We start from the raw sequence: 15,249 nt of genomic DNA on the forward strand, positions 1-15,249 counted from the left end.
ATCCTTTGAGGGAATGTGTAGCCGCTCAGGCGCGGGCGGTACGGCGCAGGGGACGGTCAAATGGTGTTAATACTTTGTCTAGGCGGCACGTGTTTCGCGGGTTTCAGCCGCTTGGCCATTGGATCCAACCGACGAACGGTCATGTCGAATGGCCAGAATGTGATGGGATTTTGGGGAGTGGCTCGACAACCTGTGGCCAAGGAGCCCCGTCAGGCGACCTCGGCGCCCTCATCCGGCCAATGCGGCTCATTGGCGCCCGGTGGTGTCAGCGGTGGCAGGCCATAGGCCGCACGGGCGTCGTCACAGCTGGGGTTGTGCACACCGTTTTCCCAGGAGGCGTCGAACTCACGGCAGGGGCTGGAGCGGTTCTCATAGATGGAGCACGCCACTTGCGTGCCGATCTCGCCACCCAGGCTGACGCAGCGACAGGGCTTGGCGTCGGTGCCGATCATGGCGACCCGGGTCGGGTTGATCTGCACCACCAGATCGTCGGGCACCACGCCGCCGGCGGACTGGCATTCACCCCAGAAGAAAGACACACGAAAGTAGCCGCAGCAGGCGCCGCAGGTCAGGCAAGGGTTCTGTTCGGACATGATGGCCAGGGAAGGAGGTTGTTGTTATCGGGGCGAGCGCCCGCGGCGCTATTTGTAATCCAGGCGCGGGCGGCTGAGAAGAGGGGGAATGCAAAAAAAGATCGCCGCTGATCGGCGCAAACGCATCGCGGGGCAAGCCCGCTCCCACAAACGTATCCAGCCTGTGGGAGCGGGCTTGCCCCGCGATCTGCAACGGCCTGTTTACTTGCTGGTCAAACCATCGGCACGGAACATCTGGCGGATCCCGCGAATAGCCTGGCGGATGCGGTCCTGGTTCTCGATCAGGGCAAAGCGCACATGGTCGTCGCCGTAGTCACCGAAGCCTATCCCCGGCGACACGCAGACCTTGGCCTCGGCCAGCAGCTTCTTGGCGAACTCCAGCGAGCCCAGGTGCGCATAGGCCTCGGGAATCTTGGCCCACACGTACATCGACGCCTTGGGGTTCTCGACCATCCAGCCCAGTTCGTGCAAGCCCTTGACCAGCAGGTTGCGGCGCTGGCGGTACTGCTCGGCGATGTCGCGCACGCACTGCTGGTCGCCCTCCAGTGCGGCGATGGCAGCCACCTGCAACGGGGTGAAGGTGCCGTAGTCATGGTAGCTCTTGATCCGCGCCAGGGCGCTGACCAGCTCAGGATTGCCGACCATGAAGCCGATTCGCCAGCCGGCCATGTTGTAGCTCTTGGACAAGGTGAAGAACTCCACCGCGATGTCCTTGGCCCCCGGCACCTGCATGATCGAAGGGGCTTTCCAGCCGTCGTAGACGATGTCGGCGTAGGCCAGGTCGTGCACTACCAGCACATCGTACTGCTTGGCCAGGGCCACCACGCGCTCGAAGAAGTCCAGCTCGACGCACTGGGCGGTGGGGTTGGACGGGAAGCCGAGGATCATCATCTTCGGCTTGGGGATCGACTCGCGGATCGCCCGTTCCAGCTCGTTGAAGAAGTCCACCCCCGGCACCAGCGGCACGGAGCGCACCTGGGCACCGGCAATGACCGCACCGTAGATATGGATCGGGTAGCTGGGGTTGGGGACCAGGACCGTATCGCCATGGTCGAGGGTGCCGAGCATCAGGTGCGCCAGGCCTTCCTTCGAGCCGATGGTGACAATGGCTTCGCTTTCCGGGTCGATGCCGACATCGTAGCGTTCCTTGTACCAATTGGAGATGGCGCGGCGCAGGCGTGGGATGCCACGGGAGGTGGAATAGCCGTGGGTATCCTCGCGCCGGGCAACCTGCACCAGCTTCTCGACGATGTGCGGCGGGGTCGCGCCATCGGGGTTGCCCATGCTCAGGTCGATGATGTCCTCGCCACGGCGGCGGGCAGCCATCTTGAGCTCGGCAGTGATGTTGAAGACGTAAGGCGGGAGACGATCGATGCGCGCAAAGCGGCGCGGCGAACCTGGGTTGGCCATGTGTTCCTCGAGAGACGTAAGCGCCCGGAACCGTCCGAGCGACGCTGGCCGCTGCGGCGGCCGACACACAACATAATCCCGCAATGATCACTTCGTAAAGGATAATTTCCTGTTTTATTAGATTTTTTCAGCCACTTCATTTGAATAAATCGTAATTACAGAATCACCCTCCAGCAGGCGGTGCTTGCCGAAACACCGGCAAGCACCGCCGCCAAAGGGCTCAGTACACCTGCACCCGCCACAGTTCGCGCGCGGCCGAGGCCGCGCTCATCGGCAGGCGCCCGTGCAAGGTCTGGTAGTTATCGATCAGCACCAGGTCGCCCGCTTGCCACTCATGGGCAATCAGGCATTCGGGGTCGTAGACCAGTTCGTCGAGCTCGCTGATCAGAGCCTGCTGGAAGGCTTCGTCGTGCCCCTGCACCTTCTGTTCGAGCGTCTGCAACGACGACTGACACCCCTCCTGATAGCGCAGCACCCGCTCGCCGCTGCGCGGATCGAGGTCGACCAGCGCGTAGCTGCGCGGCGAACCACCGAAATAGGTCATGCGGGTGTAGTAGGTGAAATGGATGCCTTGCCACTGGCGGGCGGTGCGCAGGCCCACCTTGCGCAAGGCGTTGCGGCTGTCGACGACGGTGGTCTGCCCTTCCCCTGCCTGCGGCGGCGTCTTGCAATACAGCATGAAGGTGTGGGCACAGAACTTTGGATCGCGCTGCACCAGCGGATCGCTGTCGGGCAGCATGTTGAGGTCCCAGTGCAACGGCGTCTTCTCCAGCGAATGCACCACGCCTTGGGGCTGCTCGGCAGGCTTGACCACATGCACTTCGCCAAAGGACCAGCGGTAGATGGTGCCGAAACGCTCGCAGTCGGCGGCGAATGCCTGCTGATCGGCGAATTCACAGCCTCTGAGGCAGACAAAACCGAAACTGCGCACCAGTGCCTGCAAGGTCTCGGTGGACAGTCGCTGGAAACCCAGCCCCAGCGGGTCGCAGACCAGCAACCCGAACAGGGGGAGCTTCTGCAATGCGAAGCTGAAGCCTTCCAGTGCCTCGCCCGCCGTTTCATGGAACAGCCACGGCTGCCCCTGCCAGGTCACCAGCACATGCCGCGCGGGCTCGATCTGCGCGCGGCCACGCAGGGTCTGGTGACCGTCAAGCTGACACACCGGCACTGCATGCCAGGGGCTGGCTACATGATCGAGGCCCTCGGCCAAGGCCACGGTGAACTTGGGGCCTGCGTTGTCGTACTGGTGCACCGACAGGCGCACGTGGCCGGGGAAAAACCGCTCGACCGCCGCATTCAAGGCCTGGCCGCGCAGCATCATCTGGTAAGCCTTGTAGCTGATCTGGCGCAGGTGCTCGTCTTCGTCCTGCCCGGCCTGGCGGCACAGCCGCAGGTCGTTGTAGAGGTGACTGCACAACTTGTCGTGGGTCCGGCCCAGGGCCTCGTCGTGCTGGCACTGCTCGATCAGCGCCTCGACGTTCTTCCATGGCAGGCGGGCCTGCTTGATCAGGGTGGCGCGCAAGGCCTCGGCACTGCTGGCCTGGGGAAACAGGTCTTCCATGCTCACCCAGCGGATGCAATGGGTCGTGCACAGGGTGCGCAGCGCCTGGTTGTAGGCGCGGCGCACTTCGTCGGGCACGCCGACGATATCGTTGAAGGTGGTGCCGTCACTGAGGATCGCGATTTCGCAGCCTGGGGCGTGGAGTTCGGCAAGTTCCTGGGCAAGGCGGTCGAGGCGTTCGATGGCGATCACCTCGCCATGATCGGGCAGCACGCCAAAGGTCTTGTCGCGATCATTCGGCGACTTGCAGGGGAAGCCCGGCAGTACCATGCGCAGGGGCTCGCCGCTGTCGAAGCAGCGCGCCAGGTCGCGGGCCAGGTGCGCCCTGCCCGCCTGGTCGAAGCGGTCGTCCTGCGCCTTGAGCAGGTAACCGTCCAGCACCTGGCCGACGGCTTGGATCCAGCTGTCTTTATCTTGCATGTCGTGTCTTCCTTGAGAGCGGCTACAGCGAACCGATTGGCGTTGCGGATTGGCTTGCACAGTGGCGCAGTTGCTCCGGGCGCAGGGCGCGGAGCAACTGCAAGGGTTGCTGGCAATGGAACTGCGGCCGCTGCTCGAGCAAGGCTTGCCACACGCCGTAGCCCCAACCGACGGCGGCAGCGGGCATGCCGGCGGCCTTGGCAGTAAGGAGGTCAATGGGGGTATCGCCGACCAGCAGGCAGTGGCCTGGGTCAATGCCCAGCCGTTGGGCGGCCTGCAGCGCGATGTCCGGTGCCGGTTTGAGACGCTCGCCGGGGCGATGGCCCAGCACCGCGCCAAACCGCTGCGCGGGCAGCAGCCCTTGCACAACACGCTCGGCGAGCGCGTGGGCTTTGTTGGTGACGACGGCCATGGGCAACCCTTTGCCGGCGATCGTCTCGATCAGTGCGATGCATCCAGGGAACGGTCGGGAACGCTGGATCAGGTTGTCGTAATAACAGCTGCTGTAGTCGTCATGCAGGCGTTGGCGCCGTTCGGCGTCGAGCCCGACGGCGGACCGTTCGAGCATCGCCGACACACCGCCACCGATCATGCCGCGCACCTCATCCGGCTGCAGCGCGCGCAGCCCGTGCAGGCTCAGCACATGATTCAGGCACCAGGCGATATCAGGCAGGGTATCGACCAAGGTGCCGTCCAGGTCAAACAGAACCGCGCGTATGTCCATTGGCGCCCCCTCACTGGGCACTGGCATAGTGGCAAGGCCGGCCACGGCGGAATACCAGCCGGCTGTAACGCTCATCGACATTGCTGCGCCGGTCGAGGGTCACCACGCCGCGACGCTTGATCGCCACCGAATGCCAGGGGGTGCGCCACAAGTCGCTGGTTGGTACCAGGCGGATGCCGATCTTGCTCGATACCGCCAGCTGCGGGTGGATCGACAGGCGCAGGCAGTGCGGATAACGCGCTTGCAGCAACGCGCTCCAGGCCTCGCTACGCTGGATCACCCGCTGGGAGGCTGGCTTGGCGGCCTTCTTCACCGCATTCATGCTCATGCCTTCGAACTCCACCAGCCCGGCGTAGTCCTCCGCGAGGAAACGATGGATGCCGCAGTACATCAGCCGCATGTGCTCCTCGTCCTCGAAGCGCTGCTGCAGGGCACGCAGCGACTGGCCATGCTCGATCATCAGCTCTTCGCGCATGGAGTCCAGGCAACCCAGTTGCGGATAGGCATCCTTGAGGTCGAACAGGGTGAAACGGCCGGGGTAGTGCTGGCCGGCATAGCGCTGAATATCGTCGGTGTAGGCCTGGACGTGGGCATCGGGCACCCGCACCAGGTCGGCGAAGACGTAGCCGTCCGAGCAGATGTGAATGACCGCACCGGGAGCATGCAATGCGCGGATTTCCTCACCCAGGCGGTTCAGCTCGTCGATGGCATGGTGCTCTGCCAGGTCCGGGAGTGGGCCGAGGGTCTTCTGGCGGTTGGGCGACTTGCCGGGGAAGGCCGGGAGGACCATTTCCACCGGCAGGCCGTGTTCGACGGCCTGCAGCACCTTGGGCAGGTGCGGGGCGAGCACGGCATCGTCCAGCGCCTCATCCTGCCCTGGGGCCAGGCTGCGCCGACGAAACAGGCATTCGAGGATGGCCAGCGCGGTATCGGTGCTGGCGCAGGCATGGCGTTGGCGCGGCGAAGCAGCGCACGGCGAAGGAGCGAAGCTCGATTCGGTCATGGAACAGTCCTTGTCATGTGGATCGATCCGAATGGATCGCGGCCTACCCTGGCCTGCAGGTCATCCTGACCTGCGGCGCATAACATCCGGCAAAGGGCATGGCGCTGTCAACTGCCCTTCGAATGAATTTTCCGAGACAAAAAAACGCCCCGGCAAGCCGGGGCGTCTTGTGCAGCAGCGGTGTTTCAGCGCGCGTAGGTCATCAGCACATCGGCCGCGGTCTGGCTGTCCACGCCCATCATCACGCTCAGGGCGGTGACGGTGAGGATGGAGAAGCCGAATACCTTGCGGGCCCACTTGCTGTCGTCCTCGGCCTTGTAGCCGCCCCAGGCCATGTACAGCCAGTACAGGCCCATGGCGGCCGCCACGGCGAGGTAACCCAGGCCGGCGTAGCCGCCGAGGGTCAGCATCAGGGTGGCGAGGACGAAGGCCAGCACGTACAGCACGATCTGCTTCTTCGCCGCGAGGATACCGCGTGCCACCGGCAGGACCGGAATGTTGGCGGCGCTGTAGTCCTTGAAGCGGAAGATGGCGATGGCAAAGCTGTGCGGCATCTGCCACAGGCTGAACATCACCAGCAGGGTCACCGCGGCCAGGTCGAAGCTGTTGCTCACGGCGCAGTAGCCGATCACCGGAGGCATGGCACCGGACAGGCTGCCGACCAAGGTGCCGTGCACCGATTTGCGCTTCAGCCACAGGCTGTAGAAACCGACGTAGACAACGAAACCGACCAGGGCGCAGAACGCCGCCAGCGGGTTGGCTTGCACATACAGCAGGCTGAAACCCGCCACCCCGAGCAGGGTGGCGTAGATCAGCGCCAGGGGCAGCGACATGCCGCCCTGGACCATGACGCGGTTCTTGGTACGTTCCATCTTGTGGTCGATGTCACGGTCGATGCAGTTGTTGAACACGCATCCGGACGCGACCACCAGGGACGTACCGATCACCACCGCCAGGAACAGGGCGAAATCCACATGCCCCTTAGCGGCAAGGAAGAAACCGCCTGCCACGGAAAGCACGTTACCGAAAATGATCCCCGGTTTGGTGATTTGGATAAAGTGCTTCACGGACATGCAGTCTTACCTCACTTGGCCAACATTTCGAAGTGGATGCTGAACATGATCCACAGCGACAGGCCGACCAGCAGTGCAATTACCAGGACGGTAAACAGGAACGTCGACACGTTGGAACGCTGCTCTTTCGAACGGTCCATGTGCAGGAAGTACACAAGGTGCACGACAACCTGGATGATGGCCATGGCCACCACGATCAGGACGGTCAGGTTCTTCGGCAGGCTCGGGTACATCACCAGGCCGAACGGGATCGCGGTCAGGATGATCGACAGTACGAAACCGATCATGTACGACTTCACGCTGCCGTGATTACCTTCGTGGTGAGTGTCGTGTGCGTTAGCCATTACAGAACCCCCAGCAGGTAGACGACGGTGAATACGCAGATCCAGACCACGTCCAGGAAGTGCCAGAACAGGCTCAGGCAGCTCATGCGGGTCTTGGCGGTCGGCGTGATGCCGTGCTTGTTGATCTGGTACATCATGATTGCCATCCAGATCAGGCCGGCAGTCACGTGCAGGCCGTGGGTACCGACCAGCGCGAAGAACGCCGACAGGAAGCCACTGCGCTGCGGGCCGTAGCCCTCGGCGATCAGGTGATGGAACTCATAGATTTCCATCGCGATGAAGCCGGCACCGAACAGGAACGTCACGGCCAACCAGCCCAGCACGCCTGCCTTGTTGCCGGCGAACATCTTCAGCATGGCGAAGCCGAAGGTGATCGAGGACAGCAGCAGGAACGCGGTTTCAACCAGCACGAAGTCGAGCTGGAAGATGTCGTGACCCGACGGGCCGCCGGCGAAACCGCCGGACAGCACCGCGTAGGTGGCGAAGAGCGACGCAAACAGGATGCAGTCGGTCATCAGGTAGAGCCAGAAACCGAGTACGGTCATCTGGCCCGAGTCGTGGTGGTGGTCGTCGTGCGCATGGTCATGACCATGCGCGCCACCGTGGATTACTTGACTGGACATTGATTACACCCGTTCAAACGATTCGACACGTGCGCCGGCAGGCAGAGCACCTGCTTTGGCCAGCGCTTTCATGCGCTCGCCTTCGATGCGCGCCACTTCTTCGGCCGGAACCATGTAGCCCTGGTCGTCACGCGCGGCGTGGCGAACGAAGACAGCGATGGTTGCCACCAGGCTCGCGCCCACCAGCCACCAGATGTGCCAGATGAAGGCGAAGCCGAACACGGTCAGCAGCAGACCCATGAACAGACCGGTGGAGGTGTTGCTCGGCATGTGGATCGCTTCGTACTTGGCAGGGGCCTTGTACGCAGCGCCGGCTTGCTTGGCTTCGTGCCAGGCGTCCAGGCCAACATGCTCAGGCATGTGAGCGAAGTTGTAGAACGGAGGTGGCGACGAAGTCGACCATTCCAGGGTACGGCCGCCCCATGGGTCGCCGGTGACGTCCATGTTGTCCTTGCGGTCGCGAACCGAGACGTAGATCTGGATCAGCTGGCAGGCGATACCGAACAGGATCAGCACGGCGCCGACCACGGCTACGTAAAGGTAGGGTTCCCACAGCGGGTTGTCGGAGTGGTTCAGACGACGGGTCATGCCCATGAAGCCCAGGGCGTACAGCGGCATGAACGCTACGTAGAAGCCGGAGATCCAGAACCAGAAGGCAGCCTTGCCCCACTTCTCGTTCAGGGTGAAGCCGAAGGCTTTCGGGAACCAGAAGGCGAAGCCGGCGATGTAGCCGAATACCGCGCCACCGATGATCACGTTGTGGAAGTGGGCGATCACGAACAGGCTGTTGTGCAGAACGAAGTCGGCACCTGGAACAGCCAGCAGAACGCCGGTCATGCCACCGATGGAGAAGGTGACCATGAAGCCCAGGGTCCACATGATCGGCGCGGTGAAGCGCAGACGGCCCTGGTAGATGGTGAACAGCCAGTTAAACAGCTTCACACCGGTCGGAATGGAGATCAGCATCGTCGCCAGGCCGAAGAAGGTGTTGACGCTGGCGCCGGCACCCATGGTGAAGAAGTGGTGCAGCCAGACCGCGAAGCCCAGGATGGCGATCGCGCCCGAGGCGTAGATCATCGAGTGGTGACCGAACAGGCGCTTGCCTGCGAAGGTCGAGGTGACTTCCGAGAACACGCCGAAGGCCGGCAGGATCAGGATGTAGACCTCAGGGTGACCCCATGCCCAGAACAGGTTGACGTACATCATCGGGTTCCCACCAAGCTCGTTGGTGAAGATGTGGAAGTCCAGATAACGGTCAACGGTCAGCAGGGCGAGTGCGGCGGTCAGGATCGGGAACGAAGCGACGATCAGCACGTTGGCCCAGGTGCAGGTCCAGGTGAAGATCGGCATGTCCATCAGCTTCATGCCAGGGGCGCGCATCTTCATCACGGTGACGAGGAAGTTCACGCCGGTAAGCGTCGTACCCAATCCGGATAGCTGTAGCGCCCAGATGTAGTAGTCGACACCCACCCCAGGGCTGTACTGGATACCCGCGAGCGGCGGATAGGCAACCCAGCCGGTCTTGGCGAATTCACCAACGCCCAGCGAGATGTTGACCAGCAGCACGCCTGCCAGCAGCAGGTAGAAGCTCAGGGAGTTCAGGAACGGGAAGGCAACGTCACGCGCACCGATCTGCAGCGGAACCGCGAGGTTCATCAGGCCGGTAAAGAACGGCATCGCCATGAAGATGATCATGATCACACCGTGGGCGGTGAAGATCTGGTCATAGTGTTCAGGCGGCAGGTAGCCTTCCGAGCCACCGGTGGCGGCAGCAAGCTGGGTACGCATCATGATGGCGTCGGCGAAGCCGCGCAGCAGCATGACCATAGCGACGATGATGTACATCACGCCGATTTTCTTGTGGTCGACCGTGGTCAACCACTCGGTCCACAAGTAGGTCCACTTGCGGAAATAGGTGATGGCACCAACGACAGCGATACCACCGAGCGCGATCATGGCAAGCGTCACCATGACTATCGGCTCGTGATACGGTATCGCCTCCAGAGTTAATTTACCGAACATCTCTTACTCCTCTGCACCGGCAGCTGGTTGCATACTCGATTCCACACCCTTGGTAGTGGCCAGGTCTTTGCTGCCTGCTTCTTCGTGGTTCGGACGACCGCGGTTCATGCCTTCGTACTTGTCGACGATGCGCTGGAACTGGTCAGCCGGGGCCTCGCTGTACAGCGCGACTGGGTTGTTTTCGCTAGCTTTGGCCAAGGCGTCATATTCGGCCTGGTCCAGTTTCTTCGGCGATGCCTTCACTTCAGCGACCCATGCATCGAAGTCAGCTTGCGAGGTGGCAACAGCCTTGAATTTCATACCGGTGAAACCGGCGCCGCTGTAGTTGGCGGAGATACCGTCAAACACACCGTTCTCGTTGGCGATCAGGTGCAGTTTGGTGGTCATGCCGGCCATGGCGTAGATCTGGCCGCCCAGACCCGGGATGAAGAAGGAGTTCATCACGGCGTCGGAGGTCACACGGAAGTTGACCGGGGTGTTGGCCGGGAAGACGATCTTGTTGACCGTGGCGATGCCCTGTTCCGGGTAGATGAACAGCCACTTCCAGTCCAGCGCGACCACGTCGATCTGCACCGGCTTCACATCGGAATCCAGCGGACGGTACGGGTCCAGCTTGTGGGTGGAGTGGTAGGTGAAGTAACCCAGGGCAATGATGATCAGGATCGGGATGATCCACACCGCGGCCTCGATCTTGGTCGAGTGCGACCAGTCGGGGGTGTAGGTGGCGGCCTTGTTGGAAGCACGGTACTTCCAGGCGAACGCCAGGGTCATGATGATCACGGGCACGACCACCAGCAGCATCAGGCCGGTGGCGATCAGGATCAGGTTCTTCTGCTCAATGCCGACCTGGCCCTTCGGGTCGAGCAGGGTCCAGTTGCACCCACTGAGTAAAAGCATGCCTAAAAAGGGCAATATGCCAAACAGTCTGGGGTAACGCTTTTTACTCATCTCACGACCTCTAGATCAGCTTGCTTCAATGCAATTTGTGTTTTGGTAGCCAACACTTCGTCCTGCCAAGTGCGGCAATTGGCGCCCGTACTCGCCCCTGCCAGGGATCCGACTGCAGGATCTTGGCGTCAAGCGGGTGTGCGGTGCTTATGGTTTCGTAGGCAACAGGCCTGTACTTCAGACCAAGTCCATTTGGTGCGGGAAAACGCGGAGGGGTATCCGCCCGGTATCGCCGTTGGGCGAAACTTGTCGAAGTCAGCAAATGGGAAAGCGCTGCGGCTCCCATCAATCCTGCGACTCGCAAGCAGTGCCGAACGGAAATTGGGGGCGATTGTAGATAGGTCGTTCAACGATGACTATGACTTATTGAGCAACAGTCTTTTACAGAATGCGTAACAATACTGGTCAAAAAATCAACTTCGCGACAGTTTGTCGCACCCCTTCCAGTAGCCCTGAAACCCTTGCCACGCAAGGGCTGATGGCTGACCTGGATCAATCGTGCGGCGCACTTTGCGGCTTATCTCGCCGCGCAATAGACCCAGGTCAATTCGGGACTTTGGTCTAAGCGCGACGTCGGTTCCGGTAGATCCCCAGGGGCACCAGCACCGCCGTCAGGACGAAGGCCACCAGCGCCCATTGCGCCAGCGACAGGCCGAGGATCGGCGGGTACGGGGTGGAGCAGAAACCGTCGACCTGGAAGGCCAGCGGCCAGAGCTTGGCCAGCGGCAGGTCGTCGACGATGGGCTGCAGGGTATCGATGCCGCAGCTGACCATCGGGTTGGCGAGTATATACACATGGTTGCCGGCCGCAACGATCCCACCGATGGCGCTGAGCACCACCAGCGCCTCGAAGAAGGTCAGGCTGCGCCGCCCAGGCATGGCGGCGGCGATGAAGGCGAAGATCGCGATGAACAGCAGGGCATAGCGCTGCAGGATGCACAACGGGCACGGCGCCTCGCCCAGCACCACCTGCATGTACAGGGCGCCGCCGATCAGCGCCAGGCAGATCACGCCGAGGAGCACCAGAAAGCGCCGTTCCCGATTCAGGCGCGATGAGAGTTCGTTCATTGCCGATTCCTTCGATGGAGAGTGGCAGCGCGGGCTGCCCGAGGGGCGCCCAGTCTACACGCTGGAGATGACCTTTGAATGCATCGAGGAGGGGCGTGCGCGGCTATCCATTGATGACCTAGGACCGAGCGGGTCGGTTTCGGTTCACTGGCGCACATGAAAAATACGCCAGCCCGAGCGCCGGACAGGGGCAGGCCCCTCGACACCCGGGAGTGAAGGATACAGTGATTAAAGGAGGATTAAAGATGAACGCGGGTGTAGAGGCGTTCATCTCTTTCTATATAGAGAAGGGGTGGTAGGCCCAATGGCTGGCAAGCCAGCCCCCGCACGGAGAATGCAATCGTCCGCTTCGTTCTCGATTACCCACGGTTGGGAGCATCCGGCACGAGAGCTGGCTTGCGAGCAATTGGGATGGTGGAGTCCGGGGGCGCTTTGCGCCCCCGGCGATTGCTACTCCAACGCCGCCGCCGGCCCGAAGAACTCGTAGCGGCTCTGCCCTTCCGGCACGCCCAACCCCTTGAGCTGGCGCTTGATCGCGGCCATGAAGCCCTTCGGCCCGAGGAAGTAGGCATCGATGTCACGCTCACGCGGCAGCCACTCGCCCAGCAGCGCCTGGTCCAGCAGGCCCACGGCGTCGGCGGCCTGGCTGCCATCTTCCTCGGCGTAGCAATAGAAGCGTTTGAGCTGCGGGTGGCGCGCCGCCAGCCCGTCGATCCAGTCGCGGAAGGCGTGCACCGCGCCATTGCGCGCGCAGTGGATGAAGTGCACCGGTCGCTCGGTCTTGAGCGCCGCCTCGAGCATCGCCAGGGTCGGGGTGATGCCCACGCCGCCACTGATCAGCACCAGCGGCTTGTCGCTGGCGGCCAGGGTGAAGTCGCCGGACGGCGGGAACAGTTGCAGGGTATCGCCGACCATCAAGCCGTCATGCAAGTAGTTGGAGACCTTGCCACCCGCTTCGCGCTTGACGCTGATGCGGTACTGCTCGCCGTCGCACAGGGCCGACAGCGAGTAGTTGCGGCGCTGCTCCTGGCCATCGATGAACAGCTGCAGGCCGATGTACTGGCCCGGCTCGGCCTTGAGCACCGGCTTGCCATCGACCGGTGCGAAGTAGAACGAGACGATCTCGCTGCTTTCCTGCTCGCGGCGCACCAGGCGAAACTCGCGGGTGCCGCGCCAACCGCCGGCGGCCTGCTCCTTCTCTTTATAGAGGTTCTCTTCCGCGCCGATCAGGATGTCGGCCAGCTGGCCATAGGCGGCGGCCCAGGCGGCGATCACTTCAGGGGTGGCGATGTCCTTGCCCAGCACTTCCTCGATGGCGCGCAGCAGGCAGCTGCCGACGATCGGATAGTGTTCAGGGAGAATCTGCAGGGCCACATGCTTGTTGATGATCTGCCCGACCAGGCCACCCAGTTGCTCGAGCCGGTCAATGTGGCGCGCGTACATCAACACGCCGTTGGCCAAGGCGCGCGGCTGGTCGCCGCTGGCCTGGTGGGCCTGGTTGAACAGCGGACGCACCTCGGGGTACTCGCTGAGCATCAGTTTGTAGAAGTGGGTGGTCAGGGTCTCGCCACCGCTTTCCAGCAGGGGGACAGTGGCCTTGATGATTGCACGTTGTTCGGCATTGAGCATTGCGACAACTCCTGAGCCTTTGGCTTCGAATGATTGCGTTAGGCTTTTCAGCAATCGTGCCAACTTTAATCATCAATAAAATCAGGGTGTTGAGCACATAAGTGTCATAAAGACACACTCAGGCGTATAGTCATTACGACCAACAGGAGTCCATATGACTGCAAAGCCCCTGCTCACCGCCCTCCTCCCCCTGGTCAGCGACCTCTCCTGCGACTTGCCCGACCAGGAGCGCTACCGCCGCCTGCTTGGCGCCATGCGCGGCCTGCTGCCCTGCGATGCCGCAGCGCTGCTGCGCCTGGACGGTGAATGGCTGGTGCCGCTGGCGGTGGACGGCCTGTCGCCAGACACCTTGGGGCGGCGCTTCAAGGTCAGCGAGCATCCACGCTTCAAGATTCTCCTCGGGCGCCCGGAACCGACCCGCTTCGCCAGCGACAGCCCGTTGCCCGACCCTTATGACGGCCTGGTCAATGCCGAGCATGTCGACCTCGAAGTCCACGACTGCATGGGCTGTCCGTTGATGGTCGACGAACGGCCCTGGGGCCTGCTGACCCTCGACGCCCTGACCCCCGGCCAGTTCCAGAGCCTGGAGCTCGACGCCCTGCAGGCCTTCGCCAGCCTGGCCGCCGCCACGGTGACCGTGGCCGAGCGCATCGAGCATCTGGCCCTGCGTGCCGAGGACGAACACCAGCGCGCCGAAGTGTACCGCCAGGCCAGCGGCCAGGACCGGGAGCTGATCGGCCAGAGCAAGGCGCACAAGCGCCTGGTCGAGGAGGTCCGCCTGGTCGGCGGCAGCGACCTGACCGTGCTGATCACCGGCGAGACCGGCGTCGGCAAGGAGCTGGTGGCCCAGGCCCTGCACCGCGCCAGCCAGCGCGCCGACAAACCGCTGGTCAGCCTCAACTGCGCCGCGCTGCCCGACACCCTGGTGGAAAGCGAATTGTTCGGCCATGTGCGTGGTGCCTTCACCGGCGCCCACGGCGAACGCCGGGGCAAGTTCGAACTGGCCAATGGTGGCACGCTGTTCCTCGACGAGGTCGGCGAGCTGCCCCTGGCGGTGCAGGCCAAGCTGCTGCGGGTACTGCAGAGCGGTCAGTTGCAGCGGCTGGGCTCGGATCGCGAGCACCGGGTGGATGTGCGCCTGATCGCCGCGACCAACCGCGACCTGGCCGAGGAAGTGCGCAGCGGCAACTTCCGCGCCGACTTCTACCACCGCCTGAGCGTCTATCCACTGCAGGTCCCGCCGCTGCGCGAGCGAGGCCGTGATGTGCTGCTGCTTGCCGGCTACTTCCTCGAACAGAACCGCTCGCGCCTGGGGCTGGGCAGCCTGCGCTTGTCCACCGATGCCCAGACCGCGCTGCTGGCCTACGGCTGGCCGGGCAACGTGCGCGAGCTGGAGCACCTGATCGGCCGTTCGGCGCTCAAGGCGCTGGGGCAACATGGACAGCGGCCGAAGATCCTCACCCTGGAGGCGGCCGACCTCGACCTGCGCAACGTGGCGCCGGCCATGCCGGTAGTAGCCGAGGTGCCGTCGGCCGACGTGCCATTGCCCGAGGGTGGGCTGCGCGAGGCAGTGGATGATTATCAGCGGCAGATCGTCGAAGCCTGCCTGAATCGCCACGGGGACAACTGGGCTGCCGCAGCGCGGGAACTGGGTCTGGACCGGGCCAACCTGAGCCGGTTGGCCAAGCGACTGGGACTGCGCTAGCTTCAGGCCATGTGCAGCCCCTATAGGAGCGGCCTTGTGCCGCGAAAGGGCTGCGCAGCAGCCCCAGAATTGTCGCGTTAAAGCACAGATTGCCGGGGCCGCTTCGCGGCCCTTTCGCGACACAAG

At 63.0% G+C, this 15,249-nt stretch carries 13 protein-coding genes; 1 reads left to right on the plus strand and 12 read right to left on the minus strand.

Annotated features, from left to right (window positions below; genetic code table 11):
- Positions 1–209 precede the first annotated feature (209 nt).
- The 12 genes from DMX06_RS10655 to hmpA form a co-directional block, all read right to left on the minus strand.
- On the minus strand, positions 210–593 hold the full coding sequence (locus DMX06_RS10655; RefSeq protein WP_110736798.1) for a YkgJ family cysteine cluster protein: 384 nt from the start codon (positions 591–593) through the stop codon (positions 210–212).
- A 201-nt stretch (positions 594–794) separates the two neighbouring features.
- Positions 795–2,003 (minus strand): alanine transaminase, encoded by a 1,209-nt coding sequence (gene alaC / locus DMX06_RS10660; RefSeq protein WP_110736800.1) that lies wholly within the window; start codon positions 2,001–2,003, stop codon positions 795–797.
- A gap of 220 nt (positions 2,004–2,223) precedes the next feature.
- Positions 2,224–3,984, minus strand: coding sequence for an isocyanide synthase family protein (locus DMX06_RS10665; RefSeq protein ID WP_110736802.1), 1,761 nt, complete (start codon positions 3,982–3,984; stop codon positions 2,224–2,226).
- 22 nt (positions 3,985–4,006) lie between these two features.
- Entirely contained in the window at positions 4,007–4,708 is a 702-nt protein-coding gene (locus DMX06_RS10670) for an HAD family hydrolase (RefSeq protein ID WP_258378829.1), read from the minus strand.
- 10 nt (positions 4,709–4,718) lie between these two features.
- Positions 4,719–5,711 carry an isocyanide synthase family protein gene (locus DMX06_RS10675; protein WP_110736806.1) on the minus strand — a complete coding sequence of 331 codons (993 nt, stop codon included), beginning with the start codon at positions 5,709–5,711 and terminating at the stop codon, positions 4,719–4,721.
- A 185-nt stretch (positions 5,712–5,896) separates the two neighbouring features.
- The gene (gene cyoE, locus DMX06_RS10680) at positions 5,897–6,784 is read right to left on the minus strand and encodes a heme o synthase (RefSeq protein ID WP_028689798.1); all 888 of its coding nucleotides are present in this window, start codon (positions 6,782–6,784) and stop codon (positions 5,897–5,899) included.
- Between the two features lie 11 nt (positions 6,785–6,795).
- Positions 6,796–7,128, minus strand: coding sequence for a cytochrome o ubiquinol oxidase subunit IV (cyoD, locus tag DMX06_RS10685; protein WP_110736808.1), 333 nt, complete (start codon positions 7,126–7,128; stop codon positions 6,796–6,798).
- Complete coding sequence (locus DMX06_RS10690) at positions 7,128–7,751, minus strand: cytochrome o ubiquinol oxidase subunit III (RefSeq protein ID WP_023629875.1); 624 nt, start codon at positions 7,749–7,751, stop codon at positions 7,128–7,130. Before DMX06_RS10690 ends, cyoD begins: the two co-directional genes overlap by 1 nt.
- 3 nt (positions 7,752–7,754) lie before the next feature.
- Entirely contained in the window at positions 7,755–9,773 is a 2,019-nt protein-coding gene (gene cyoB / locus DMX06_RS10695; protein WP_050703798.1) for a cytochrome o ubiquinol oxidase subunit I, read from the minus strand.
- A 3-nt stretch (positions 9,774–9,776) separates the two neighbouring features.
- Complete coding sequence (gene cyoA / locus DMX06_RS10700) at positions 9,777–10,721, minus strand: ubiquinol oxidase subunit II (RefSeq protein ID WP_028689802.1); 945 nt, start codon at positions 10,719–10,721, stop codon at positions 9,777–9,779.
- A gap of 561 nt (positions 10,722–11,282) precedes the next feature.
- The gene (locus DMX06_RS10710; RefSeq protein ID WP_023629873.1) at positions 11,283–11,789 is read right to left on the minus strand and encodes a disulfide bond formation protein B; all 507 of its coding nucleotides are present in this window, start codon (positions 11,787–11,789) and stop codon (positions 11,283–11,285) included.
- Between the two features lie 450 nt (positions 11,790–12,239).
- A complete protein-coding gene (gene hmpA, locus DMX06_RS10715; protein WP_110736810.1) occupies positions 12,240–13,418 on the minus strand; it encodes an NO-inducible flavohemoprotein in 1,179 nt (392 codons plus the stop codon).
- Positions 13,419–13,572: 154 nt separating this feature from the next.
- On the opposite strand from hmpA, the gene norR reads away from it, so the two are divergent.
- A complete protein-coding gene (gene norR / locus DMX06_RS10720) occupies positions 13,573–15,123 on the plus strand; it encodes a nitric oxide reductase transcriptional regulator NorR (protein WP_110736812.1) in 1,551 nt (516 codons plus the stop codon).
- Positions 15,124–15,249 lie beyond the last annotated feature (126 nt).

Origin of the sequence: Pseudomonas mosselii, assembly GCF_003205295.1 — a bacterium.
In the GTDB taxonomy this organism is placed as follows: Bacteria; Pseudomonadota; Gammaproteobacteria; order Pseudomonadales; family Pseudomonadaceae; genus Aquipseudomonas; species Aquipseudomonas mosselii_B.

What these genes read in the sequence shown, in the direction of transcription:
- DMX06_RS10655 (WP_110736798.1), bottom strand. Translation starts at nt 593, where the DNA reads ATGTCCGAACAGAACCCTTGCCTGACCTGCGGCGCCTGCTGCGGCTAC.
- alaC (WP_110736800.1), bottom strand. Translation starts at nt 2,003, where the DNA reads ATGGCCAACCCAGGTTCGCCGCGCCGCTTTGCGCGCATCGATCGTCTC.
- DMX06_RS10665 (WP_110736802.1), bottom strand. Translation starts at nt 3,984, where the DNA reads ATGCAAGATAAAGACAGCTGGATCCAAGCCGTCGGCCAGGTGCTGGAC.
- DMX06_RS10670 (WP_258378829.1), bottom strand. Translation starts at nt 4,708, where the DNA reads ATGGACATACGCGCGGTTCTGTTTGACCTGGACGGCACCTTGGTCGAT.
- DMX06_RS10675 (WP_110736806.1), bottom strand. Translation starts at nt 5,711, where the DNA reads ATGACCGAATCGAGCTTCGCTCCTTCGCCGTGCGCTGCTTCGCCGCGC.
- cyoE (WP_028689798.1), bottom strand. Translation starts at nt 6,784, where the DNA reads ATGTCCGTGAAGCACTTTATCCAAATCACCAAACCGGGGATCATTTTC.
- cyoD (WP_110736808.1), bottom strand. Translation starts at nt 7,128, where the DNA reads ATGGCTAACGCACACGACACTCACCACGAAGGTAATCACGGCAGCGTG.
- DMX06_RS10690 (WP_023629875.1), bottom strand. Translation starts at nt 7,751, where the DNA reads ATGTCCAGTCAAGTAATCCACGGTGGCGCGCATGGTCATGACCATGCG.
- cyoB (WP_050703798.1), bottom strand. Translation starts at nt 9,773, where the DNA reads ATGTTCGGTAAATTAACTCTGGAGGCGATACCGTATCACGAGCCGATA.
- cyoA (WP_028689802.1), bottom strand. Translation starts at nt 10,721, where the DNA reads ATGAGTAAAAAGCGTTACCCCAGACTGTTTGGCATATTGCCCTTTTTA.
- DMX06_RS10710 (WP_023629873.1), bottom strand. Translation starts at nt 11,789, where the DNA reads ATGAACGAACTCTCATCGCGCCTGAATCGGGAACGGCGCTTTCTGGTG.
- hmpA (WP_110736810.1), bottom strand. Translation starts at nt 13,418, where the DNA reads ATGCTCAATGCCGAACAACGTGCAATCATCAAGGCCACTGTCCCCCTG.
- norR (WP_110736812.1), top strand. Translation starts at nt 13,573, where the DNA reads ATGACTGCAAAGCCCCTGCTCACCGCCCTCCTCCCCCTGGTCAGCGAC.